The organism is Crossiella sp. CA-258035 (assembly GCF_030064675.1).
Classification (GTDB): Bacteria; Actinomycetota; Actinomycetes; order Mycobacteriales; family Pseudonocardiaceae; genus Crossiella.
This window is the reverse complement of record NZ_CP116413.1, coordinates 1,567,014-1,587,614: the sequence shown is the minus strand read 5'-3', so window position 1 is coordinate 1,587,614 and position 20,601 is coordinate 1,567,014. Positions and strand designations below refer to the sequence as shown.

22 protein-coding genes and 1 pseudogene are annotated in these 20,601 nt (G+C 72.5%); 5 read left to right on the top strand and 18 right to left on the bottom strand.

All coding sequences use genetic code 11. From position 1 onward, the window contains the following. Window positions 1-10 precede the first annotated feature (10 nt). The 3 genes from N8J89_RS07600 to N8J89_RS07590 are packed head-to-tail and all read right to left on the bottom strand — an operon-like array spanning window position 11 to window position 3,367. The gene (locus N8J89_RS07600; protein WP_283663631.1) at window positions 11-1,543 is read right to left on the bottom strand and encodes an alpha/beta hydrolase; all 1,533 of its coding nucleotides are present in this window, start codon (window positions 1,541-1,543) and stop codon (window positions 11-13) included. Between the two features lie 16 nt (window positions 1,544-1,559). Then, a complete protein-coding gene (locus N8J89_RS07595) occupies window positions 1,560-2,339 on the bottom strand; it encodes a TIGR03943 family putative permease subunit (protein WP_283663630.1) in 780 nt (259 codons plus the stop codon). Next, complete coding sequence (locus N8J89_RS07590; protein ID WP_502868427.1) at window positions 2,339-3,367, bottom strand: permease; 1,029 nt, start codon at window positions 3,365-3,367, stop codon at window positions 2,339-2,341. The genes N8J89_RS07595 and N8J89_RS07590 overlap by 1 nt, the downstream gene beginning before the upstream one ends. A 166-nt stretch (window positions 3,368-3,533) precedes the next feature. On the opposite strand from N8J89_RS07590, the pseudogene mtnA reads away from it, so the two are divergent. The 4 genes and pseudogenes from mtnA to mtnC form a co-directional block, all read left to right on the top strand. After that, a pseudogene (gene mtnA, locus N8J89_RS07585) lies at window positions 3,534-4,517 on the top strand (S-methyl-5-thioribose-1-phosphate isomerase); the annotation flags it as partial. Between the two features lie 401 nt (window positions 4,518-4,918). Beyond that, window positions 4,919-5,536 carry a methylthioribulose 1-phosphate dehydratase gene (gene mtnB / locus N8J89_RS07580; RefSeq protein ID WP_283663627.1) on the top strand — a complete coding sequence of 206 codons (618 nt, stop codon included), beginning with the start codon at window positions 4,919-4,921 and terminating at the stop codon, window positions 5,534-5,536. Continuing rightward, entirely contained in the window at window positions 5,533-6,111 is a 579-nt protein-coding gene (locus tag N8J89_RS07575; protein WP_283663626.1) for a 1,2-dihydroxy-3-keto-5-methylthiopentene dioxygenase, read from the top strand. The genes mtnB and N8J89_RS07575 overlap by 4 nt, the downstream gene beginning before the upstream one ends. Next, window positions 6,108-6,797 (top strand): acireductone synthase, encoded by a 690-nt coding sequence (gene mtnC / locus N8J89_RS07570; RefSeq protein WP_283663625.1) that lies wholly within the window; start codon window positions 6,108-6,110, stop codon window positions 6,795-6,797. The genes N8J89_RS07575 and mtnC overlap by 4 nt, the downstream gene beginning before the upstream one ends. Before the next feature lie 74 nt (window positions 6,798-6,871). Here mtnC and N8J89_RS07565 read toward each other — a convergent pair whose 3' ends face one another. Genes N8J89_RS07565 through N8J89_RS07535 form a run of 7 tightly spaced genes read right to left on the bottom strand, consistent with a single transcriptional unit; the run spans window position 6,872 to window position 11,949 of the window. Beyond that, window positions 6,872-7,237 carry a YbjN domain-containing protein gene (locus N8J89_RS07565; RefSeq protein ID WP_252481949.1) on the bottom strand — a complete coding sequence of 122 codons (366 nt, stop codon included), beginning with the start codon at window positions 7,235-7,237 and terminating at the stop codon, window positions 6,872-6,874. Between the two features lie 53 nt (window positions 7,238-7,290). After that, window positions 7,291-8,148, bottom strand: a complete 858-nt coding sequence (locus N8J89_RS07560; protein WP_283663623.1) for an isoprenyl transferase — start codon at window positions 8,146-8,148, stop codon at window positions 7,291-7,293. A gap of 29 nt (window positions 8,149-8,177) precedes the next feature. After that, complete coding sequence (gene recO, locus N8J89_RS07555; protein ID WP_283663622.1) at window positions 8,178-8,939, bottom strand: DNA repair protein RecO; 762 nt, start codon at window positions 8,937-8,939, stop codon at window positions 8,178-8,180. Window positions 8,940-8,970: 31 nt separating this feature from the next. Then, a complete protein-coding gene (gene era, locus N8J89_RS07550; protein WP_283663621.1) occupies window positions 8,971-9,879 on the bottom strand; it encodes a GTPase Era in 909 nt (302 codons plus the stop codon). Continuing rightward, the gene (locus N8J89_RS07545) at window positions 9,863-10,291 is read right to left on the bottom strand and encodes a hypothetical protein (RefSeq protein WP_283663620.1); all 429 of its coding nucleotides are present in this window, start codon (window positions 10,289-10,291) and stop codon (window positions 9,863-9,865) included. Before N8J89_RS07545 ends, era begins: the two co-directional genes overlap by 17 nt. A gap of 21 nt (window positions 10,292-10,312) precedes the next feature. Next, window positions 10,313-10,651, bottom strand: coding sequence for a (2Fe-2S) ferredoxin domain-containing protein (locus N8J89_RS07540; protein WP_283663619.1), 339 nt, complete (start codon window positions 10,649-10,651; stop codon window positions 10,313-10,315). An 11-nt stretch (window positions 10,652-10,662) separates the two neighbouring features. Then, entirely contained in the window at window positions 10,663-11,949 is a 1,287-nt protein-coding gene (locus N8J89_RS07535; RefSeq protein ID WP_283663618.1) for an MFS transporter, read from the bottom strand. A gap of 70 nt (window positions 11,950-12,019) precedes the next feature. Here N8J89_RS07535 and N8J89_RS07530 point away from each other — a divergent pair, with 70 nt between their 5' ends. After that, the gene (locus N8J89_RS07530; protein ID WP_283663617.1) at window positions 12,020-12,994 is read left to right on the top strand and encodes a GlxA family transcriptional regulator; all 975 of its coding nucleotides are present in this window, start codon (window positions 12,020-12,022) and stop codon (window positions 12,992-12,994) included. 63 nt (window positions 12,995-13,057) lie between these two features. On the opposite strand, the gene N8J89_RS07525 is transcribed toward N8J89_RS07530, so the two are convergent. The 8 genes from N8J89_RS07525 to hrcA all read right to left on the bottom strand — a co-directional run bounded on the left by N8J89_RS07525 (window position 13,058) and on the right by hrcA (window position 20,554). After that, entirely contained in the window at window positions 13,058-13,390 is a 333-nt protein-coding gene (locus N8J89_RS07525) for a cytidine deaminase-like protein (protein WP_283663616.1), read from the bottom strand. Further along, on the bottom strand, window positions 13,383-14,714 hold the full coding sequence (locus tag N8J89_RS07520; protein ID WP_283663615.1) for a hemolysin family protein: 1,332 nt from the start codon (window positions 14,712-14,714) through the stop codon (window positions 13,383-13,385). Before N8J89_RS07520 ends, N8J89_RS07525 begins: the two co-directional genes overlap by 8 nt. A gap of 13 nt (window positions 14,715-14,727) precedes the next feature. Then, a complete protein-coding gene (gene ybeY / locus N8J89_RS07515) occupies window positions 14,728-15,330 on the bottom strand; it encodes an rRNA maturation RNase YbeY (RefSeq protein WP_283663614.1) in 603 nt (200 codons plus the stop codon). After that, window positions 15,327-16,364 carry a PhoH family protein gene (locus N8J89_RS07510; protein WP_283663613.1) on the bottom strand — a complete coding sequence of 346 codons (1,038 nt, stop codon included), beginning with the start codon at window positions 16,362-16,364 and terminating at the stop codon, window positions 15,327-15,329. Before N8J89_RS07510 ends, ybeY begins: the two co-directional genes overlap by 4 nt. A 106-nt stretch (window positions 16,365-16,470) precedes the next feature. Further along, window positions 16,471-17,097, bottom strand: coding sequence for a TetR/AcrR family transcriptional regulator (locus N8J89_RS07505; protein ID WP_283663612.1), 627 nt, complete (start codon window positions 17,095-17,097; stop codon window positions 16,471-16,473). Window positions 17,098-17,549: 452 nt separating this feature from the next. Next, the gene (locus tag N8J89_RS07500; protein ID WP_283666113.1) at window positions 17,550-18,317 is read right to left on the bottom strand and encodes a 16S rRNA (uracil(1498)-N(3))-methyltransferase; all 768 of its coding nucleotides are present in this window, start codon (window positions 18,315-18,317) and stop codon (window positions 17,550-17,552) included. Beyond that, window positions 18,317-19,483 carry a molecular chaperone DnaJ gene (gene dnaJ / locus N8J89_RS07495; RefSeq protein WP_283663611.1) on the bottom strand — a complete coding sequence of 389 codons (1,167 nt, stop codon included), beginning with the start codon at window positions 19,481-19,483 and terminating at the stop codon, window positions 18,317-18,319. Before dnaJ ends, N8J89_RS07500 begins: the two co-directional genes overlap by 1 nt. Before the next feature lie 36 nt (window positions 19,484-19,519). Continuing rightward, window positions 19,520-20,554 (bottom strand): heat-inducible transcriptional repressor HrcA, encoded by a 1,035-nt coding sequence (hrcA, locus tag N8J89_RS07490; RefSeq protein WP_252481738.1) that lies wholly within the window; start codon window positions 20,552-20,554, stop codon window positions 19,520-19,522. Window positions 20,555-20,601 lie beyond the last annotated feature (47 nt).

Genomic DNA, 20,601 nt, shown 5'->3' with positions numbered 1-20,601 from the left:
ACCAGCGCGGTTACGCGGGCGGGTCGTCCTGGCAGCGGGCGCCGCGGGCCGGGAGTTCCTTGTCCACCAGGTAGTCCGCGGTCGCCTGGCGGGCGCAGGCGCTGTTGCTCAGGCCGCTGTGGCCCTCGCCGACGAAGGTCAGCAGCCGGGCGTTGTCCAGCGTCTTGGCCAGCACCACCGAGTCCTGGTACGGGGTGTCCGGGTCGCCGGTGGTGCCGATGACCAGGATCGGGGCCGAGCCCTTCGCTGACCAGGGACCCGCGTAGCGGCTGGCCTGCTTGGCCGGCCACTGCTGGCAGGCCGCGGCGTGGGAGTGGTCGTAGCCGGGGCTGCCGTAGGCGGCGACCGGGCCCAGGCGCGGGGTGAGCGCGGCGGCCACGGCCAGGCGGGCGCGCAGCTGGACCTTGCTCTTCGGATAGACCCGGTCGGCGCATTCCACCGCGGTGTTGGCGGCGAAGAACGGGGCGTTCGTGCTGATCGGGCGGAGCAGGCGGCCGGTGCGGGACTGGGCCTCGGTCAGCTGGGCGGCCAGGGTCGGCCAGCTGGGGCGACCGCCGTTGAGCGCGAAGATGATCCGGTAGGCCAGGCTGGCGCCGTTGGCGAGCACCTTGCCGTCGGCGTCGGTGACCGGGTCGCGGTCCAGGTCGGCGACCAGCTGGTCGAATGCCTTGCCGGGGTTGCCCTTGCCGAAGGGGCACTTCTCGCTGGTGGCGCACCAGCTCAGGAAGCGTTCGAAGGCGGCCTCGGTGGCCAGGTACTGGCCGAGGTCGTAGCGGTACGGGTCGTTGGCGTAGGCATCCGGGTCGTAGCCGCCGTCCAGGGCCAGCACCCGGAAGTTCTTCGGGAACAGGTTGGCGTAGACGGTGCCGATGTAGGTGCCGAAGGAGACGCCGTAGTAGTTGAGCTTGGTGTCACCCAGCGCGGCGCGCAGCACGTCGATGTCGCGGGCCACGTACTCGGTGCCCACGTACGGCAGCAGCGCCCCGCTGCGCGCCTGGCAGCCCGCGTTGAACTCGGCGGCGAAGCGCTGGCCGCGCTCGAAGTCGCCACGGCTCCTGGTAGCGGGCATCTCGGCGAAGGCCGCGCGGGTCTGCTCGGCGTCCAGGCAGGCCAGCGCGGAGCTCTGGCCAACGCCGCGCGGGTCGAAGCCGACCACGTCGAAGCGCTCGGCCACCTCGGCGGGCAGCTCGGTCACCACCGACCTGGCGAAGCCCACGCCGGAGCCACCCGGCCCGCCGGGGTTGACCAGCAGCGACCCGATCCGCTGGTCCGGCTTGCCAGCCGGGCGGCGGGACAGGGCGAGGGCGAGGGTGCCCTTGGCCAGGTCGCGGTAGTCCAGCGGCACCTGGGCGGTGGCGCACTGGAAGCCGTCGCCGGTGCCGCAGTCCCGCCAGTCCAGGCTGGGCACGGTCACACCGGGCACGCCGCCGGGCAGCGCGGCGGCGGCCGTGGCGGGAGCGGCCGTGGCGGCGGCGGGGGCGGCCATGGCGGTCAGGGTCAGCACGGCGGCGATCGCCACCGCGCGACGCGGGTTCACCCGCATGCGGGGTCCTCTCAGGTCAGGATTCGTACTGTTCGGCGGGGGCGGAGATCGGCTTGATCTCGCTCACGTCGAACGCGGGGGTGTAAGCGTTGGCCTCGGTGGCCGTGCCCGGCTGCACCCGGCCGGTCAGCTCCAGCCAGGAGTCGGCCGGGATCTCCTTCAGCTCCGGCACCCGAGGGCCGTCCAGCCGGACCTTCATCGGCTGGGCGTCGGCCGCGCAGCAGCCGATCACCATGCGCACCAGGTAGTTCACGCCCTTGTCCCGGTACATGAAGCCGGTCAGCCGGACGTCGCGGCCGTTGAGCGTGCCCGAGTCGTCCCAGACCACCCTGGTGAGGAAGTCGGTCATCTTCATCGGGATCACCTGGCCGCCGGGCAGGGCCTCGAAGTTGGCGCTGCCGTTGCGCTTGCTGGGTTCGGTGACGGTCCGCGAGTCGTTCGGGTTCACCGAGGCCGCGCCCAGCGCGGGCGGGGCGATCAGGAAGATGGTCAGCACCGGCAGCAGCAGGAACCAGGGGCTGCGGGACTTGCCGTGCTCGTGGTCGTGGTCATGACCGGGCTCGGCGGCGGCCGCTTCAGCGCAGACCGGGGCGGGCAGCGGCTTGGACTTGTTCCGCATCCGGACGATGTCCTGGGCGATGGCGGTGAAGGCCAGGCCGAGCATGACCACCGCGGCGGCGATCAGGAACGGCAGGAACGAGGGCTTGACGTAGCGCAGGTACTGGCCGTTGAGCGCGATCTTCAGCAGCGCGCCGCCGAGCAGCACCAGCAGGACGTTCTGCGTCTCACGTCGCATCAGCGCACCTCACCGAAGACGAGCAGGAAGGCGCCGACCCCGCACAGGATCGCCACCAGGAAGGTCAGCGGCGCGAACCGCAGCACGAACTTGCGCCCGAAGGTGCCAGCCTGCAGCGCGATCAGCTTGACGTCCACCGCGGGCCCGACCACCAGGAACACCAGCCTGGGCAGCAGCGGCAGCGCGGACATGCTGGCCGCGACCAGCGCGTCGGCCTCGCTGCACAGCGCCATGACCACCGCGGCCACCGCCATCACCAGCACGCCCAGCACGATCTGGCCGGACAGCGAGCTGAAGAAGTCGCTCGCGGTCACCTTGAGCACCGCGGCGATGATGCCACCGATCACCAGGAATCCGCCGGCCTCGACCAGGTCGTGCCGGGCGGTCTCGGCGAAGACGCCCCAGCGGGAGACCCCGGCCGGGCGCTCGTAACGGCGCAGCGCGCGCTCGGCGATCCACTCGGTCTTGCCGAAGCGCACCCACAGCCAGCCCATCACCACCGCGGTGGCCAGCGATCCGGCGAAGCGGGCCACCACCATCAGCGGCTCGCCCTGGAAGGCGACCGCGGTGGAGCCGAGCACGATCGGGTTCACCGCGGGCGCGGCCAGCAGGAAGGTCAGCGCGACCGCGGGCCGCACGCCCTGCTGCATCAGCCGGCCGGACACCGGCACCGCGCTGCACTCGCAGCCCGGCAGCGCCAGCCCGGCCAGCCCGGCCACCGGCACCGCGACCGCCTGGTTGCCGGGCAGCAGCTTGCGCAGCCGCTCCGGTGAGACGAACGCGGCGATCGCGCCGCTGATCAGCACGCCGAGCACCAGGAACGGCATGGCCTGGATGCACACGGAGATGAAGACCGTGGAGGCGGTGCGGATCCGCTCGTCGGTCAGCATGGAGGCGATCTGCCCCTGGAAGAGGATGGCCAGCAGCAGGACCACGCAGAGGACTTCCAGCGAGGTGATCCCCCGGCCCCGTGGCTTGCGCCCGGTGGGCTCGGCCGTCTCGGTCGCAGCGGTGCTCACGGGAGCCATGCTGCCATGCGATTGGGCGAATCGATAACCGTTCCCGAGAGCGGGCCGATCGGGCTAGTCCGCTGCGCCTATCGGGGCCCAGAGGCTGAGACGGGCTCCCTGGGGCCTGGCGCGGGTGAATACCGTGGGGGGTCGAGCCTGGACCACGGCGACGAAGGGGTGGCGCATGACCTACACACTCGGCTGGGACGACGGCGTGGTGGTGGCCATCGACCAGCGGGTGCTGCCGCATGAGCTGCGGTGGTTGCGGCTGGCCACGGTCGAGGAGGTGATCGAGGCGATCGCCACGCTGGCCGTGCGCGGGGCGCCCGCGATCGGCCTGGCCGGGGCGTTCGGCGTGGCGCTGTCCGCGCACCTGCACACCGACCACGCGGTGGTCAGGACGGACGCGGAGCGGCTGGCGCAGGCCAGGCCGACCGCGGTGAACCTGGCCTGGGGCGTGCGGCGGGCGCTGGAACGGCTGCCCGAGGGCAAGCAGGCGGTGCTGGCGGAGGCGCTGGCCATGCTCGCCGAGGACGAGGCGACCAACCGGACCGCCGCCCGGCAGGCCGCTGACCTGGTGCTCTCGCTGACCCCGGACCGGCCGCTGCGGGTGCTCACGCACTGCAACACCGGTCGGCTGGCCACCGCGGCCTGGGGCACCGCGCTGGGCGCGATCAGCGACCTGGCCGGGCGCGGGCGGGTCGAGGAGGTGCTGGTCGATGAGACCAGGCCGCTGCTGCAGGGCGCCAGGCTGACCGCGTGGGAGCTGGCCGAGCAGGGCATCCCGCACCGGCTGCTGGTCGACTCGGCCGCCGCCGCGGCCATGTCGCTGGGCCAGGTGGACGTGGTCCTGGTCGGCGCGGACCGGATCACCGCGCGCGGTGACGTGGCCAACAAGATCGGCACCTACGGGCTGGCGGTCTCCGCGGCCCGGCACCGGATCCCGTTCATCGTGGTCGCGCCGGAGTCGACGGTGGACGAGACGCTGGCGCACGGCTCGCAGATCGTGGTCGAGGAGCGGGCCGCGGAGGAGGTCACCGCCTTCGGTGGCACGCCGGTGGCCCCGGCCGGGGTCGCGGTGTTCAACCCGGCCTTCGACGTCACCCCGGCCGAGCTGGTCAGCGCGGTGGTCACCGAGCGGCGGGTGTGGCGGCCCAACCACGGCACGGCGCTGGCCGGGCGGCTCACCTCGGCCATCGGCGAGGGCCTGGACCTGTCCGGGGTCTACACCGACCCCGCGCTGTTCGGCGCGGCCGCGGGCGCGCTGGCCGAGGAGTTCCGCGGTTCCTTCGACGCGGTGCTCGGCCTGGCCTCCGGCGGGCTGCTGCTGGGCGCCGCGCTGGCCAGGCACGCCGAGGTGCCGCTGGTGCTGCCGGGCAACCCGGTGGCGCCCGGCACCAGGGTGCTGGTGGTGGACGAGGTGCTCGGCGACCGGCTCGGCGACGCGGCCGAGCTGGTCTGGGGCAGCGGCGGCACGGTGGCCGGGTTCGGCGTGCTGGTGGTCGAGCAGGGCACGGATCCGGAGAAGCTGGCCCCGCACAAGGTGGTCGCGCTGGCCGAGGTGGCCTCGTGAGCGCGGGTGCGACCCTGGCCGCGGCCGCTCGCGAGCTGTACCAGCGGGGTTGGCTGCCCGGCACCGCGGGCAACATCTCGGTGCGGGTGTCCCCGGAGACCGCGCTGATCACCGCCAGCGGCCGGGACAAGGGCGCGCTGACCGAGTCCGACACCGTGCTGGTCTCGGTGGACACCTCGGCCGCGGTCTCCCCGGACGCGCCGAGGCCCTCGGCGGAGACCACCATCCACACCGCGATCTACCGGGCCACCAAGGCCGAGGCCGTGGTGCACACGCACTCCCCGTACGCCACCGCGGTGGCCACCCTCGAAGGCCACCGCACCGAACTGTCCACAGTGGACATCCAGGACTTCGAGCTGTTGAAGGGACTCGGGTTGCGCGATCCCAGCGCGACCACGGTGCCGGTGTTCCCCAACCACGCCGACGTGCCGCGGATCGCCGCCGAGGTGGAGCGGTACCTGATCGAGCACCCGGACGCGCCGCCGGTGGTGCTGATCGAACATCATGGCCTCACCACCTGGGGAGCGGACTACGCGCAGGCCCGCAACCGCATGGAGTGCGTGGAGTCGATCTGCCAGTTGCTGCTGCTGTTGAAAGGACGTGCGTTCTCATGACGCTCTTGCAGGTCATGCCGGAAGACGAGCCCACCACCGTCGAGCTGCGCACCAGGGACGCCGAGCAGATCCGCGCCACGCTGGCCGAGCTGGGCGTGGAGTACGAGAACTGGGCGACCAGGGAACTGCACGCCAAGGCCGGCCAGGACGCCGTGCTGGCCGCCTACGCCGAGGAGGTCGCCGACCTCAAGGCCAAGGGCGGGTTCCGGCTGGTCGACGTGGCCGCGCTGCGCCCCGACCCCGAGGACGAGACCTACCCCGAGCGCGCGGCCAAGGCCCGCGGCACCTTCCTGGACGAGCACCGGCACAGCGAGAACGAGGTGCGCTTCTTCGTCGCCGGTCAGGGCTGCTTCTACCTGCACCTGAACCAGCGGGTGTACGCGGTGGTGTGCGAGGCGGGCGACCTGCTCTCGGTGCCCGCCGGGACCACGCACTGGTTCGACATGGGCCCGACCCCGGACTTCGTGGCGATCCGGTTCTTCGAGGAGGAGGACGGCTGGGTCGGCGACTTCACCGGCGACCCGATCGCGGCCAAGTTCCCTCGCCTGGACGAGCTGGTGGCGGAGCCCGCGTGAGCAAGCCGCAGGCGGTGGTCCTGGACATCGAGGGCACCACGAGTCCGCTGGCCGCCGTGCACGAACAGCTCTTCCCCTACGCCAGGGCCAGGGTGGCGGACTGGCTGGCCGAGCACCGGGGCACCCCGGCGGCGACCGAGGTCCTCGACGGGGTGCGCGCGGAGCTGGGTGAACCGGGGGCGGACGAGCAGCAGGTGGTGGCGGCGCTGGTCGGCTGGATCGACGCCGACGTCAAGGCCAAGCCGCTCAAGCAGCTCCAGGGCCTGATCTGGCACAGCGGGTTCCTGGCCGGTGACCTGCGCGGACAGGTCTACCCGGACGTGCCGGTCGCGCTGAAAGCCTGGCACGGCGCCGGCATCGGGCTGCACGTCTACTCCTCCGGTTCGGTGGCCGCGCAGCGGGACTGGTTCGCGCACAGCGACCACGGCGACCTCTCCGGCTACCTCAGCGGCCACTTCGACCTGGCCACCGCCGGTCCCAAGCGGGAGGCGGAGTCCTACCGGCGGATCACCGCGGCGCTGGGCGTGCCCGCGGCGCAGACGCTGTTCCTCTCCGACGTGGCCGCCGAGCTGGACGCGGCGGTCGAGGCGGGCTGGCGGGCGATCGGCGTGCGACGGCCCGGCGAGCAGCACGGCCCGGCCGGTGGGCACCGCTGGATCGCGGAGTTCGGCGAGCTGGAGCTGTAGCGGCCAACACCCCGTACGACAACGGCCAACACGCGCGAGGGGTTTGCGCCCGGCGGCGTGTTGGCCGTTGTGCGTCACTCGGTCTGGCCGGCCGCTTCCAGCAGTTCGGCGCGGAGCTGGGAGGCGGTGGAGACGACCAGCATCAGCAGCGTGCTCAGCGGGGCCGCGCCCATGCCCTCGGCCGGGAAGGCGTAGCGCAGGGTGACGTCCATGCCGGTGCCGGTGCGGATCACGCCCAGCGTGCCGAACAGGCCCTGACCAGCGCGTTCGGCGGCCGAGGCGGCCAGCTTCTCGTCGTCGGGCAGGTCCCAGGCGACCACGCAGGTGAGGCTGAGCACGGTCAGGCCCTCCGACAGCTGCATGGCCTGCACCGCGCACGGCACCTCGCCGTGCCGGAAGGTCAGCGCGCCGTCGTCGTCGACGTGCACGTCGTGGAACATCTCCAGCGCTTCCCGTGCCGAGGTCAGCAGGGTCGCGGTGGTCAGCGCCTCGGTCACCGGGTGCCTCCGGTCACGGGTTCGATGCCGACGATCCCGGCCGGGCTGTCGGGCACCGGGTTGGGCAGGGCCCCACCGTAACGGCGGTCACGCATCGCGTACTCCTCGCAGGCCCGCCACAGGTGTGTGCGGTCGAAGTCCGGCCACAGGATGTCCTGGAACACCATCTCGGCGTAGGCGGACTGCCAGGGCAGGAAGTTGCTGGTGCGCATCTCGCCGCTGGGGCGGATGAACAGGTCCACGTCCGGCATCTCCGGCTGGTACATGTGCCGGCTGAGCATCTTCTCGTCGACCTTGTCCGGGTTGATCTTCCCGGCGGCGGCCAGCCGGGCGATCTCGCGGGCGGCGTCGGCGATCTCGGCGCGGCCGCCGTAGTTCAGGCACATGGCCAAGTTGATCACGGAGTTGTCCTTGGTGCGCTCCTGCGCGACCTCCAGCTCCTTGATCACGCTGCGCCACAGCTTCGGCCGGCGGCCGGCCCAGCGGATGTTCACCCCGAGCTCGTCCAGCTCGTCGGTGCGGTCCCGGATCACGTCCCGGCTGAAGCCCATCAGGAACCGCACCTCATCCGGGGTGCGCTTCCAGTTCTCGGTGGAGAAGGTGTACAGCGAGAGCCATTTCACACCCAGCTCGATCGCGCCCTTGACCACCTCGACCACGACCGCCTCGCCCCGCTTGTGCCCCTCGGTGCGCGGCAGCCCGCGCTCCTTGGCCCAGCGGCCGTTGCCGTCCATCACCACGGCGATGTGCTGGGGCACCAGGTCGGCGGGGATCGCCGGCGGGCGCGCGCCGGAGGGATGCGGATCCGGTGGCCGGACGCTCTTGTCAGCGCGTCCACCCCGCCGTCGCAGCATCGTCGGCTTCCTCCTCATCGTGAGAACAACTAGGCCTGCGGCTCGGGCACCACTGCCGAGCGCTTGCGTTCCACCAACGGTAGCGAACGCAGCTGGCGCTCCAGATGCCACTGCAGGTGCGCGGCCACCAGGCCGCTGCCCTCCCGCCGCGCGGAGTGGCTGGCCTGCTCGGCGACCGGCCAGTCACCGTGCAGCAGCGCCTCCAGCAGTCCCAGGGTCTCCTGGGTCGGTTTGGTCGACCCCGGCGGGCGGCACCGGTGGCAGACCGCGCCACCGGCCTGCACGCTGAAGGACTGGTGCGGGCCGGGCTCCCCGCACCGGGCGCACTCGCTGAGCGCGGGCGCCCACCCGGCGTAGCCCATGGCCCTGAGCAGGAAGGCGTCCAGCACCAGCGGCGCCTCCCGGCTGTCGTCAGCCAGCGCCCGCAAGGCGCCCACGACCAGCATGTACAGCCGCAGCGCCGGCGCGTTCTCCTCGGCGGTGAGCCGGTCGGCGGTCTCCAGCACCGCGCAGCCCGCGGTGTAGCGCGGGTAGTCGCCGACGATCCCGGCGCCGAAGGCGTCCAGGGTCTGCACCTGGGTGATCACATCCAGCGTGCGGCCGGTGTAGAGCTGCACGTCGACGTGGCAGAACGGCTCCACCCTGGCGCCGAAGCGGGAGGTCATCCGCCGCACGCCCTTGGCCACCGCGCGCACCTTGCCGTGCCGCCGGGACAGCAGCGTGACGATGCGGTCCGCCTCGCCCAGCTTCTGCACCCGCAGCACCACGCCGGTGTCGCGGTAGAGACTCACCCGGTCATCGTCGCATGCCGGGACGACAGGCTCAGAACCCGAGGCGGCGCAGCTGCTTGGGGTCCCGCTGCCAGTCCTTGGCGATCTTGACGTGCAGGTCCAGGTAGACCTTGGTGCCGAGCAGGCTCTCGATGTGCCCGCGCGCGGTGGAGCCGACCTGCTTGAGCCGGGAGCCCTTGTGCCCGATCATGATCCCCTTCTGGCTGTCCCGCTCCAGGTAGATCACCGCGTGCACGTCGATCATGTCGGTGCGGCCGGGGTGCGGCACCATCTCCTCCACGGTGACCGCGATGGAGTGCGGCAGCTCGTCCCGCACCCCCTCCAGGGCGGCCTCCCTGATCAGCTCGGCGACCAGGGTGGCCTCCGGCTCGTCGGTCAGCTCGCCGTCGGGGTAGAGCTGCGGCCCGCGCGGCAGGCGGCCGACCAGCAGCTCGGTCAGCGCCTCCACCTGGAAGCCGTCCACCGCGGAGACCGGGATCAGCTCGGTGAACTCCATGATCTCCTGCAGCGCGAGCAGCTGCTGGGCCACCAGCTCCTGGCTGACCAGGTCGGTCTTGGTCACGATGCCGATCACCGGGGTGCTCTTGGCGATCTTCTTCAGCTCCGCGGCGATGAACTTGTCACCGGGGCCCACCGGCTGGTCGGCTGGCACGCACAGACCGACCACGTCCACCTCCGACCAGGTCTCCCTGACCAGGTCGTTGAGCCGCTGGCCGAGCAGGGTGCGTGGCCGGTGCAGGCCGGGGGTGTCCACGATGACCAGCTGCGCGTCCGGCCGGTGCACCACACCGCGGATGGTGTGCCGGGTGGTCTGCGGGCGGCTGGAGGTGATGGCGACCTTGGTGCCGACCAGTGCGTTGGTGAGGGTGGACTTGCCTGCGTTCGGCCTGCCGACGAAGCAGGCGAAGCCGGAGCGGTGGGTGTCACTGACGCTGGTCACCCGACCATTCTCGCAGCTCCCCGGTGAACCACTCCCTGGACTCCGACCTGAGCAGGGCCTGCAGCACGAGCACCGCGAAGACCAACGGGATCACCGCCTGCGGCAGGAGCGCGCCCATCATCAGCCCGCCGACGATGTTGAGCACCGCGCCCGCCAGCACGACCCACTCCACCCCCAGCGCGGTGAAGCGCACCCACGGCTCGCGGTGGCCGAACCGCGTCGCGCACACCAGCAGCAGCACCATGGCCAGCAGCGAGACCACCAGCAGCAGGGCCTGCACGTCCAGGTTCCCCCTGGCCCACGCGCGGTCGCTCTCCTGGGCGAGCAGGACGAGGGCGAACCCGCCGAGGGCCAGGTTCAGCACGGCTTGGATGATGATCACTACTCGGGTGACGCGCAGCGGTTTCGGCATGCCGCCTGTTGTAGGGCAGGACTACGGGGAGCCCTCCCGGACCGGCGGGCTGATCCGGTGCAGCTCCAGGGTGTCCGGCAGCGGCGCCCGGCCCGGCCCACCGGCGGCCAGCCACCTGGCCAGGTCGCCGAGCACGGCCTCGCCGAGCACGAAGCCGAGCCAGACCGGTTTGCCGCCGCCGGGCCGCTGCACCACGACCACGTTGGACTGCGCGCACACGTCGAGGCAGTCCGAGACGGTCACCCTGGCCCCGTGCCGCTCGGCGATCTCGCGCAGCCTGCGCAGCTGCTCGTCGTGGTCGAGCTCGGGGTGCTTGCGGGTGGTCCCGCAGCAGCAGTCACGGCACACGGTCAGGCGCACAGGCGTTCACGCTACGGGGCCACCGGCACCGGGACCGAGCGCTTGGCGCGCAACGTGGTGATCATCATGGAGGCCACCGCCGCGATCATGCACAGTCCGGCGGCCAGGTACCAGGACGCGGTGTAGTTGCCGAGGTGCTCGCGCAGCAGGCCGGCGCCGGTGGCCGCGATGGCCGCGCCGACCTGGTGCGCGGCGAAGACCCAGCCGAAGACCACCGGCCCGTCCTGGCCGAAGTGCTCCCGGCACAGTGCGACCGTGGGTGGCACGGTGGCCACCCAGTCCAGGCCGTAGAAGATGATGAAGACCAGCATGCTGGGCCCGGCGCTGGCGTCGAAGAGGCTGGGCAGGACGAACAGCGACACCCCGCGCAGCAGGTAGTAGGCGCCGAGCAGCAGCCTGGAGTCGACCCGGTCGGTCAGCCAGCCGGAGAGCACGGTGCCCACGATGTCGAAGATGCCGACCAGGGCGAGCAGCCCGGCCGCGGTGGTGGTGGGCATGCCGTGGTCATGCGCGGCCGGGATGAAGTGCGTGCCGACCAGGCCGTTGGTGCTCATGCCGCAGATCGCGAAGCCGATGGCCAGGAACCAGAACGCCTTGGTGCGCGCGGCGGTGGCCAGCACGGACAGGGCGCGCTTGGCCGCGCCACCGGCAGGCCGGGGTGGCAGTTCGGGCGCGCCGGTGGCGCCGTAGGCGGTCAGGCCCACCTCGGCCGGGTGGTCCCGCAGCAGCCCCAGCACCAGCGGCACCACCGCGAGCGCGCCGAGGGCGACCGCCAGCGAGGCCCAGCGCCAGCCGTACTGCTCCACCAGCAGCGCCTGCAACGGCAGGAACACCAGCTGACCGGCCGCGCTGCCCGCGGTGAGCACGCCGGTGACCAGGCCGCGCTGCTTGACGAACCAGCGGGTGGTGATGGTGGCCACGAAGGCCAGCGCCATCGACCCGGTGCCCAGCCCGACCAGCACGCCCCACAGCAGCACCAGCTGCCAGGTGGCGGTCATGAACACGGTCAGCCCGCTGCCCGCGGCGACCAGCGCCAGCGCGCAGGCCACCACCTTGCGCACGCCGAAGCGCTCCATCAGGGCCGCGGCGAACGGCGAGGTCAGGCCGAAGAGCAGCAGGTTGATCGAGACGGCCAGCGAGATGGTGCCCAGCGGCCAGCCGAACTCCTGTTGCAGGGGGTTGATCAGCACGCCGGGGGTGGCGCGGAAACCGGCGGCGCCGACCAGCGCGACGAAGGCCACGGCGGCGACCAGCCAGGCCCGGTGCAGGCGGGGACGGGTGAGCTGAGTCTGGGTCACCGAGCCAGCCTCGATGCGCCGGTCGCCGCGGACGAGTGGCCCGAAGGCCAACATGTGCAAGGATCGGGCCATGGACCGTCCGCACCGGGTCGCCGTGCTGACCTTCGACCACGCCGCCGGGGTCGACCTCGGCGTGCCGCCACAGGTCTTCGGCACCGCCGCCCGCGGCGACCGGGGCGAGCCGCTCTACGAGGTGCGGGTGTGCTCCTCCGACGGCGGGCCGGTGCGGGCCGCGGCCGGGTACCGGGTGCTGCCCGAGCACGGCCTGGAGGCCTTCGAGTGGGCGGACACGGTGGTGGCCACCGGCGTGCACGACGGCCCGATCGTGACCGAGGGGGTGCTGCCGGAGGGCGTCGGCGAGGCGTTCCAGGCCGCGCTGGCGGCGGGGAAGCGGGTGCTCTCCATCTGCACCGGGTCCTTCGCGCTGGCCGCGGCCGGGCTGCTGGACGGACGGCCCGCGGCCACGCACTGGCGCTGGGTCAAGCGGTTCCGGCGGCTGTTCCCCGAGGTGGACCTGCGGCCGGAGGTGCTCTTCGTCGACGACGGCCAGGTGCTCACCTCCGCGGGCGTGGCCGCGGGCCTGGACCTGTGCCTGCACGTGGTGCGCCTGGACCACGGCAGCGGGGTGGCCAACCGCAGCGCCCGGCGCTGCGTGGTCGCGCCCTGGCGGGACGGCGGGCAGGCCCAGTTCATCGAGCGCCCGCTGCCGGTGGAGCCGGACTCGGGCACCACCGAGGTCCGCGAGTGGATGCTGGGCAACCTGGAACGCCCGCTGGACCTGCGCGAGCTGGCCACCCGGGCGCGGATGAGCGTGCGCACCTTCACCCGCCGCTTCCGCGAGGAGACCGGCCTGAGCCCAGGGCAGTGGCTGGTGCGGCAGCGGGTGGAGCTGGCCAGGCGGCTGCTGGAGGAGACCGACCTGCCGGTGGACCGGATCGCCGCCCAGGCCGGTTTTGGCACCGCGGCCTCACTCCGGGCACACCTGCGCGCCCAGCTCGGCACCGCGCCCAGCAGCTACCGCCGGACGTTCCGCCGCACCGGCTGACCCCACCCCGCGGCCAGAACGGCCAACACTCCGTACGAGATCGGCCAACACTCGGGCGGTTGGTCAGTGGGTGGTGTGGACCTCGCCGTTGGGGCCTGCGATGTGGAGGGGAGCGTTGGGGGCCAGGTCGCGCAGGGCGGACCGGGACGCCTCGTCGGCCTCCGCCGCCGCGGTGACCACCGCCGCCGCCTCCAGGCCCTCCGCCCCGCTGGACACCGCCGCCGCGACCGCGGCCTGCAGGGCGGTCAGCTTCAGCGAGGGCAGGGCGACCGTGGTGGCGGCGTAGGTGCGGCCGTCGGTGTCGCGGACCGCGGCGCCCTCGGCGGCGGCGGTGCGGGCGCGGGAGGCGCGGGCCAGCACGACGAGCTTGTTGTCCTCGGGGTCGAGCTCAGGCACGGGAGTCCTTTCCGTCGGCTTCGGCCGGGGCGGCCGGGGTGAGTGTGCTGACCGGGCACACCAGCACGGTGGTGATCCGCATCCGGCCGCGGTTGTCCTTGCCGCCCTCGGCGCGCAGCCGCAGGCCCTCGATCTCGGCCTCCGCGCCCGGCAGCGGGACCCGGCCCAGCCGCTGGGCCAGCAGGCCGCCCACGGTCTCCACCTCGGAGTCGTCCAGCTCCACGCCGAAGTAGGCGCCCAGGTCCTCCACCGGCAGCCGGGAGACCACCCGGACCGCGGGGGTGCCGTCGCCGAGCACCTCGATCGGCGGGCGCTCGTCCGCGTCGTGCTCGTCGGTGATCTCGCCGACGATCTCCTCGATGATGTCCTCGATGGTGAGCAGCCCCGCGGTGCCGCCGTACTCGTCCACCGCGATGGCCAGGTGGTTGCGGGAGAGCTGCATCTCCTTGAGCAGCTCGGCCAGCCGCTTGGAGTCGGGCACGAAGCTGGCCGGGCGCATCAGCTCGCGCACCTCGACCGTGCGGTCGGCCTCGGCCGCGCCCTCCACCGAGGAGCGGACCAGGTCCTTGAGGTTCACCACGCCGACCACGTCGTCCACGCTCTCCCCGATCACCGGGATGCGGGAGAACCCGGTGCGCAGGCACAGCGCGAGGGCCTGCCGGACCGACTTGTCCTGCTCGATCCAGACGATCTCGGTGCGCGGCACCATGACCTCGCGGGCGATGGTGGCGCGCAGCTCGAAAACCGAGTGGATCATCTCGCGCTCGCCGGCGGCCACCACGCCGCGCTCCTGGGCCAGGTCGACCAGCTCGCGCAGCTCGACCTCGGAGGAGAACGGGCCCTCCCGGAAACCGCGGCCGGGGGTGATCGCGTTACCGATCAGGATCAGCAGCCTGGCCAGCGGCCCGAGCACGGTGACCAGCGCGCGCACCGGCCCGGCGACCAGGATGCCCACGCCGTAGGGGTGCTGGCGGCCGATGGTGCGCGGGCCGACGCCGACCAGCACGTAGCTGGTCACCAGCATGCTCAGCATGGCCACCAGCGCGGCCAGCCAGGCGGTGTCGATCCAGAACAGGCAGGCGAAGGTGACCAGCACGGTGGCGGCCAGCTCGCAGCCCAGCCGCAGCAACAGCAGCAGGTTGATGTGCCGGGGCCGGTCGGCCACCACCAGCGCGAGCTGACGGGCGCCTGCCCTGCCCTGCCGGACCAGCGCGTCCACCCTGGCCCTGGAGACCGTGCCCAGCGCCGCGTCGGCGGCGCCGAAGACCCCGGCGGCGAGCACCAGCAGGACCGCGATGACGACCAGCGTCACGGGGTCGGACATCGCCGTCGCCGCCTCAGCCCGCGGGGTCGGCGTCCGCGCGCCGCTCCGGCGCCGCGGCAGGCGCCCCGGTGGCCGGTTCCGCCGCCGGCTCCCCGGCCTCGTCGTGCAGGCCGACCGCGCCGAGCACCTTGTCATCGGCCGCGCGCTGCTGCTCCTGCGCCCGCGCGGTGCGGAAGTCGGCGAGGATGCGGTTCTGCAGGGAGAACATCTCCCGCTCCTCCTCCGGCTCGGCGTGGTCGTAGCCGAGCAGGTGCAGCACGCCGTGCACGGTGAGCAGGTGCAGCTCGTCGGTGAGGCTGTGCCCCGCCTTGCGCGCCTGGTCCTTGGCGAAGGCCGGGCAGAGCACGATGTCGCCGAGCAGCGCGGGACCGACCCCGGCCGCGTCGGGGCGGCGGGCGGAGTCCAGCTCGTCCATCGGGAAGGCCATCACGTCGGTGGGGCCCGGCAGGTCCATCCACCGCTCGTGCAGGTCGGACATCACGTCCAGCTCGACCAGCAGCACGGACAACTCGGCCAGCGGGCTCACGCCCATGCGGTCCAGCGCGAACCTCGCCGCGTCGACGATCGAGGTCTCCTCGACCCCGACCCCGGACTCGTTGGCGATCTCGATGCTCAACGCCTTGCCTTTCGGGTGTGGGCGCGCTGCGCCGCGGCGCCGTTCTCCGCGTTGTCCTGCACGACCTGCCAGCGGTCGTAGGCGTCCACGATCTCCCCGACCAGCCGGTGCCGGACCACGTCCTGGCTGGTCAGGATGGAGAAGTGCACGTCGTCCACACCGTCGAGGATCTCCCGGACCACCTTCAGGCCGCTGCGCTGCCCGCCGGGCAGGTCGACCTGGGTGATGTCGCCGGTGACCACGATCTTGGAGCCGAAGCCGAGCCGGGTGAGGAACATCTTCATCTGCTCGGGCGTGGTGTTCTGCGCCTCGTCCAGGATGATGAAGGCGTCGTTGAGGGTGCGGCCGCGCATGTAGGCCAGCGGCGCCACCTCGATCGTGCCCGCCTGGGTCAGCCGCGGGATCGACTCCGGGTCGACCATGTCGTGCAGCGCGTCGTAGAGCGGCCGCAGGTACGGGTCGATCTTGTCGTAGAGGGTGCCCGGCAGGTAGCCCAGCCGCTCCCCCGCCTCGACCGCGGGCCTGGTCAGGATGATCCGGCTGACCTGCTTGGCCTGCAACGCCTGCACGGCCTTGGCCATGGCCAGGTAGGTCTTGCCGGTGCCGGCCGGGCCGATGCCGAAGACCACGGTGTTCGCGTCGATGGCGTCCACGTAGCGCTTCTGGTTCAGCGTCTTGGGCCGGATGGTCCGGCCGCGCCGGGAGATGATGTTGAGGCTGAGCACCTCGGCCGGGGACTCGGCGGTGCCGGCGTCGAGCATGGCCACCGTGCGCCGCACCGCGTCCTGCCCGACCGGCTGGCCCTTGCCGGCCAGGGTGACCAGCTCGGCGAAGACGCGTTCGGCGAAGGCGACGTCGGCAGGCTCGCCGGTCAGCGTGAGTTCGTTGCCCCGCACGTGCACGTCGGCGGTGAGCAGCTCCTCCAGCAGACGGAGGTTCTCGTCGCGGGAGCCGAGCAGCGCCAGGACTGCGGAGTCGGGCAGGGAGATCTTCGACCCGGGCTGGGTCGCTTCACCAGGTGCGGTACCGGCCACGTGGCCTCGGGCCTGCTTTCTGCGGTGCTTGCGTCAATGGGTCTCTGTCGGGATTGATGCTAACGCCAGCCCCTGACGAGCCCCACCGCAATAGGCCCTTGGCCGCTCAGGTGCTCAGGTCGCTGCCCGGGAACAGCTCCCGGATGTGGTCGTCCAGCAGCTGGGACATCAGCTCCGGCGTCATCGCCTCCGGCGCGATCAGGCCGTGCAGCACCAGGCCGTCGGTGAGCGCGAGCAGCCGCAGCGCCTCGCGTTCGGGGTCGGCGCCCGGCCGCAGGATGCCCTCGGCCCTGGCCTCGCGCAGCCGGTCCAGCAGCCAGTAGGCCACCTCCTCATCGCCCTTGCGGCCCGCGGCGCGCAGCACCGGGTCGACCCTGGCGCGGCTGACGAAGGCCATCCAGACCTCGGCGGAGACCTTGCTCTCGGCGTCCAGCGGCAGCAGCGTGCGCATCAGGTTGCGCACCCGCCACGGCGCGGAGTGGTCCTGCGGCAGGCGGCCGTGCTCGTCGGCGGCGCGGGCCCGTTCGGTGAACTTCTCCGCGGCCAGGTCCATCGCGAAGTGCAGCAGCGCGTCCTGGGTCGGGAAGTAGTGCCGCAGCGCGCCAGCCGACCAGCCGGACTCGGCGGCCACCGCGCGCACCGAGGCGCGTTCCACGCCGTCGCGCTGGACGACCCGCCACACGGCCTGGGCCAGCTCCCGGCGACGGGCCTCGTGGTCGACGAGTTTGGGCACTGTACTTTTCTAGCACAGGCGTGTTATAAAAATTCTCCAGCGCGATTCCACCGGCAGAGTGGATACGAACCTCGACACAGAGCCCACCGAGCCACAACCCCGGACTTACCACAGGGTGGGTGATGGGGGTGGTTGCGTCGCGACGGAGCCTGGGGGTCACTCCGTCGCGACGCAACCGCGCCGGACCGAGGGGGGAGGTGTCCGGCGATCCTTCGGGTGCCCGTCACCCGAGGCCAGTTTCCGGCAAGTGCTCTGAGGTGGGCCGACGAAGGCTGCCCCAGAACTTTCTTGCCCGTCGGCGACAGAGCGTAGCTCCTATCCGGCCCCTCGCGCTACACCTCGACCGAATGGATCACGCCGCTCGGCGCGCGAAAGCTGCCGTTTGGCGATCGATCGCTGGGCCGGTCGCCATTTCCCGTGGACGAGGTAGCAGAACTGCGCGCAAGTGGTTGCTAACGAGCACTTTCGCCAGTGCCGCCGGCAGCTCCCCAGCGGCCGGTCAGCACGCCCAGCGCACCCAGGGCGACCGCCGCGGCGGTGGAGGCGCGCAGCACGGTGTGCCCCAGCCGGACTGGGATCGCTCCCGATTCAGTGAGTCGCGCGATCTCGCTCTCCGTGATGCCACCCTCCGGGCCGACCACGATCAGCAGGTCCCCCTCCGCAGGCAGCTCCACCTCGGCCAAGCCCACCTCGGCGGCCTCGTGCAGCACCAGGGTGCGCGCGCTGTCCCGGACCAGCTCGGCGAGCTGCCCGGTGCCGAGCGGCTCGCCGACCTCGGGGACCCAGGCCCGGCGGGCCTGTTTGGCCGCCTGGAGGGCCGTGGAGCGCCACCGGGCCAGTGCCTTGGCCCCGCGCGGTCCGTCCTCCCAGCGGGCCACACAGCGGGCCGCGCGCCACGGGTGCACCGCGTCGATCCCGGCCTCGGTGGCCAGCTCGACCGCCAGCTCCCCGCGATCGCCCTTGACCAGCGCCTGCACCAGGGTGACCCGGGGGCTGGGCGCGGGTTCGAGCCAGCGCGCCAGCACGTCGAGGCCGACCGAGTCCTTGCCGACCTCGGTCACCGCGCACCGGGCCAGGCCGCCCGCGCCGTCGGAGAGCACCAGGTGCTCCCCGACGCGCATCCGGCGCACCGTGGCCGCGTGCCTGCCTTCCGGTCCGTCCAGCCGCGCTGAGTCCCCGCTCGGGAGCTCGTCGACGTGGAAGACCGCGTCGCCGTGGATCAACGCTGGCCGAAGGAGTGCCGCAGCCTGGAGAACAGGCCGCCGCCGCGCCCGTTGGCGTTGGTGGCCAGCTCGGAGGCTTCCTCACCGCGCAGCTCGGCGAGCTGGCGCAGCAGCGCGGTCTGTTCCTCGTCCAGCTTGGTCGGCACCACGACCTCGACGTGCACGTGCAGGTCGCCGCGCCCGTCCACCCGGCCGGAGGACCGCAGCCGGGGCATGCCCTTGCCGGGCAGCAGCAGCTCGGTGTCCGGCTGGGTGCCCGGGTCCAGCGGCAGCTCCTCCACGCCGTCCAGGGTCTGCATCGGGATGGTCGCGCCCAGTGCGGCCGCGGTCATCGGCACCCGGATCGTGCAGTGCAGCTCGGTGCCCTCGCGGGTGAAGGTGTCGTGCGGCAGTTCCTCGACCTCGACGTAGAGGTCACCGGCCGGTCCGCCGCCGGGGCCGACCTCGCCCTGGCTGGCCAGCCGGACCCGCATGCCGTCGGCCACGCCCGGCGGGATCTTGACGTTGATGGTGCGCCGCGAGCGCACCCTGCCCTCGCCCGCGCACTGCTGGCAGGGGTCGGGGATGACCTCGCCGAAGCCGCGGCAGACCGGGCACGGCCGGGCGGTGACCACCTGGCCGAGGAAGGAGCGCTGCACGGACTGCACCTCGCCGCGCCCGCCGCAGGTGTCGCAGCGGATCGGCGAGCTGCCCTTGGCGCAGCCGGAGCCCTCGCACAGGTCGCACAGGATCGCGGTGTCCACGGTCAGCTCGCGGGTGATGCCGCTGGCGCACTCCTCCAGGGTGGCCTCCAGCCGGATCAGCGCGTCCGAGCCGGGCTGGGTCCGGCTGCGCGGACCCCGGCTGGCCGGGCCGCCGCCGAAGAAGGCGTCCATGATGTCGCCGAGGCCGAACCCGGCGAACGGGTCGCCCATGCCGCCGCGTCCGCCACCCCCGCCGCCACCGGGCGAGAGCGGGTCACCGCCGAGGTCGACGATCTTGCGCTTCTCCGGGTCGGAGAGCACCTCGTAGACCGCGGTCACCTCACGGAAACGCTGCTGGGCACTCTCCTCCGGGTTCACGTCCGGGTGCAGCTCGCGGGCGAGCTTGCGGTACGCCCGCTTGATCTCCTCTTGCGACGCGTCCGAACGCACGCCGAGAGTGCCGTAGTAGTCCCTTGCCACCGTCTCCCAGTCCTTCTTCCCTCAGCCAGCCGCCGCTCAGCGGCCGGCCAGGATGTCTCCCACATATGCGGCAACGGCGCGGACAGCCGCCATCGTTCCCGGGTAGTCCATTCTTGTCGGCCCCACCACACCCATGCCGCCGAGCACGGTGCCCGCGGAGGAGCCGTAGCCGATGGAGACCACGGAGGTGCTGCGCATCTCCTCGGCCTCGTTCTCCTCCCCGATCCGCACCGTGATCGTCGACTGGTCGTGCGCCGCCTGCAGCAGCTTGAGCACGACGACCTGCTCCTCCAAGGCTTCCAGCACACTGCGCAGGGAGTTGGGGAAGTCGGCCACGTTGCGGGTCAGGTTCGCGGTGCCGCCGAGCAGCAGCCGCTCCTCCGGATGCTCCACCAGCGACTCGATCAGCGCGGTGCACACCCGGATCATGATGTCGCGCAGCTCACTCGGCGCCGACTCCGGCAGCTCGGCCACCCGCGCGGAGGCATCGGCGAGCCTGCGCCCGACCAGGGTGGAGTTGAGCACGGAGCGCACCCTGGCCACGTCCTCGGTGCTGATCACATCGCCCAGGTCGACCATGCGCTGCTCGACCCGGCCGGTGTCGGTGATGGTCACCAGCATCAGCCTGGCCTGCGTGATCGGCACCACCTCGATGTGCCGGACCGAGGACCGGGTCAGCGTCGGGTACTGCACCACGGCCACCTGCCTGGTCAGCTGCGCCAGCAGCCGCACACTGCGCCGGAGCACGTCGTCCAGGTCCATCGCCCCGTCCAGGAACGCCTGGATCGCCCTGCGCTCGGCCGTGGACAGCGGCTTGACCTCGGTCAGCCGGTCCACGAAGACCCGGTAGCCCTTGTCCGTGGGCACCCGGCCGGCGCTGGTGTGCGGCTGGGTGATGTAGCCGTCCTCCTCCAGCACCGCCATGTCGTTGCGCACCGTCGCGCTGGACACCCCGAGGTTGTGCCGGTCGACCAGCGCCTTGGACCCGACCGGCTCCTGGGTGTTGACGTAGTCGGCGACGATCGCCCGCAACACCTCGAAGCGGCGGTCGTCCGGCGACCCTGTGTTCACCGCGCGTCACCTCCCTGTCGCTTGCAAGTCTAGGGTCTGGTGTGGGG

What these genes read in the sequence shown, in the direction of transcription:
- N8J89_RS07600 (WP_283663631.1), bottom strand. Translation starts at nt 1,543, where the DNA reads ATGCGGGTGAACCCGCGTCGCGCGGTGGCGATCGCCGCCGTGCTGACC.
- N8J89_RS07595 (WP_283663630.1), bottom strand. Translation starts at nt 2,339, where the DNA reads ATGCGACGTGAGACGCAGAACGTCCTGCTGGTGCTGCTCGGCGGCGCG.
- N8J89_RS07590 (WP_502868427.1), bottom strand. Translation starts at nt 3,367, where the DNA reads ATGGCTCCCGTGAGCACCGCTGCGACCGAGACGGCCGAGCCCACCGGG.
- N8J89_RS07575 (WP_283663626.1), top strand. Translation starts at nt 5,533, where the DNA reads ATGACGCTCTTGCAGGTCATGCCGGAAGACGAGCCCACCACCGTCGAG.
- N8J89_RS07565 (WP_252481949.1), bottom strand. Translation starts at nt 7,237, where the DNA reads ATGTTCCACGACGTGCACGTCGACGACGACGGCGCGCTGACCTTCCGG.
- N8J89_RS07560 (WP_283663623.1), bottom strand. Translation starts at nt 8,148, where the DNA reads ATGCTGCGACGGCGGGGTGGACGCGCTGACAAGAGCGTCCGGCCACCG.
- N8J89_RS07545 (WP_283663620.1), bottom strand. Translation starts at nt 10,291, where the DNA reads ATGCCGAAACCGCTGCGCGTCACCCGAGTAGTGATCATCATCCAAGCC.
- N8J89_RS07530 (WP_283663617.1), top strand. Translation starts at nt 12,020, where the DNA reads ATGGACCGTCCGCACCGGGTCGCCGTGCTGACCTTCGACCACGCCGCC.
- N8J89_RS07520 (WP_283663615.1), bottom strand. Translation starts at nt 14,714, where the DNA reads ATGTCCGACCCCGTGACGCTGGTCGTCATCGCGGTCCTGCTGGTGCTC.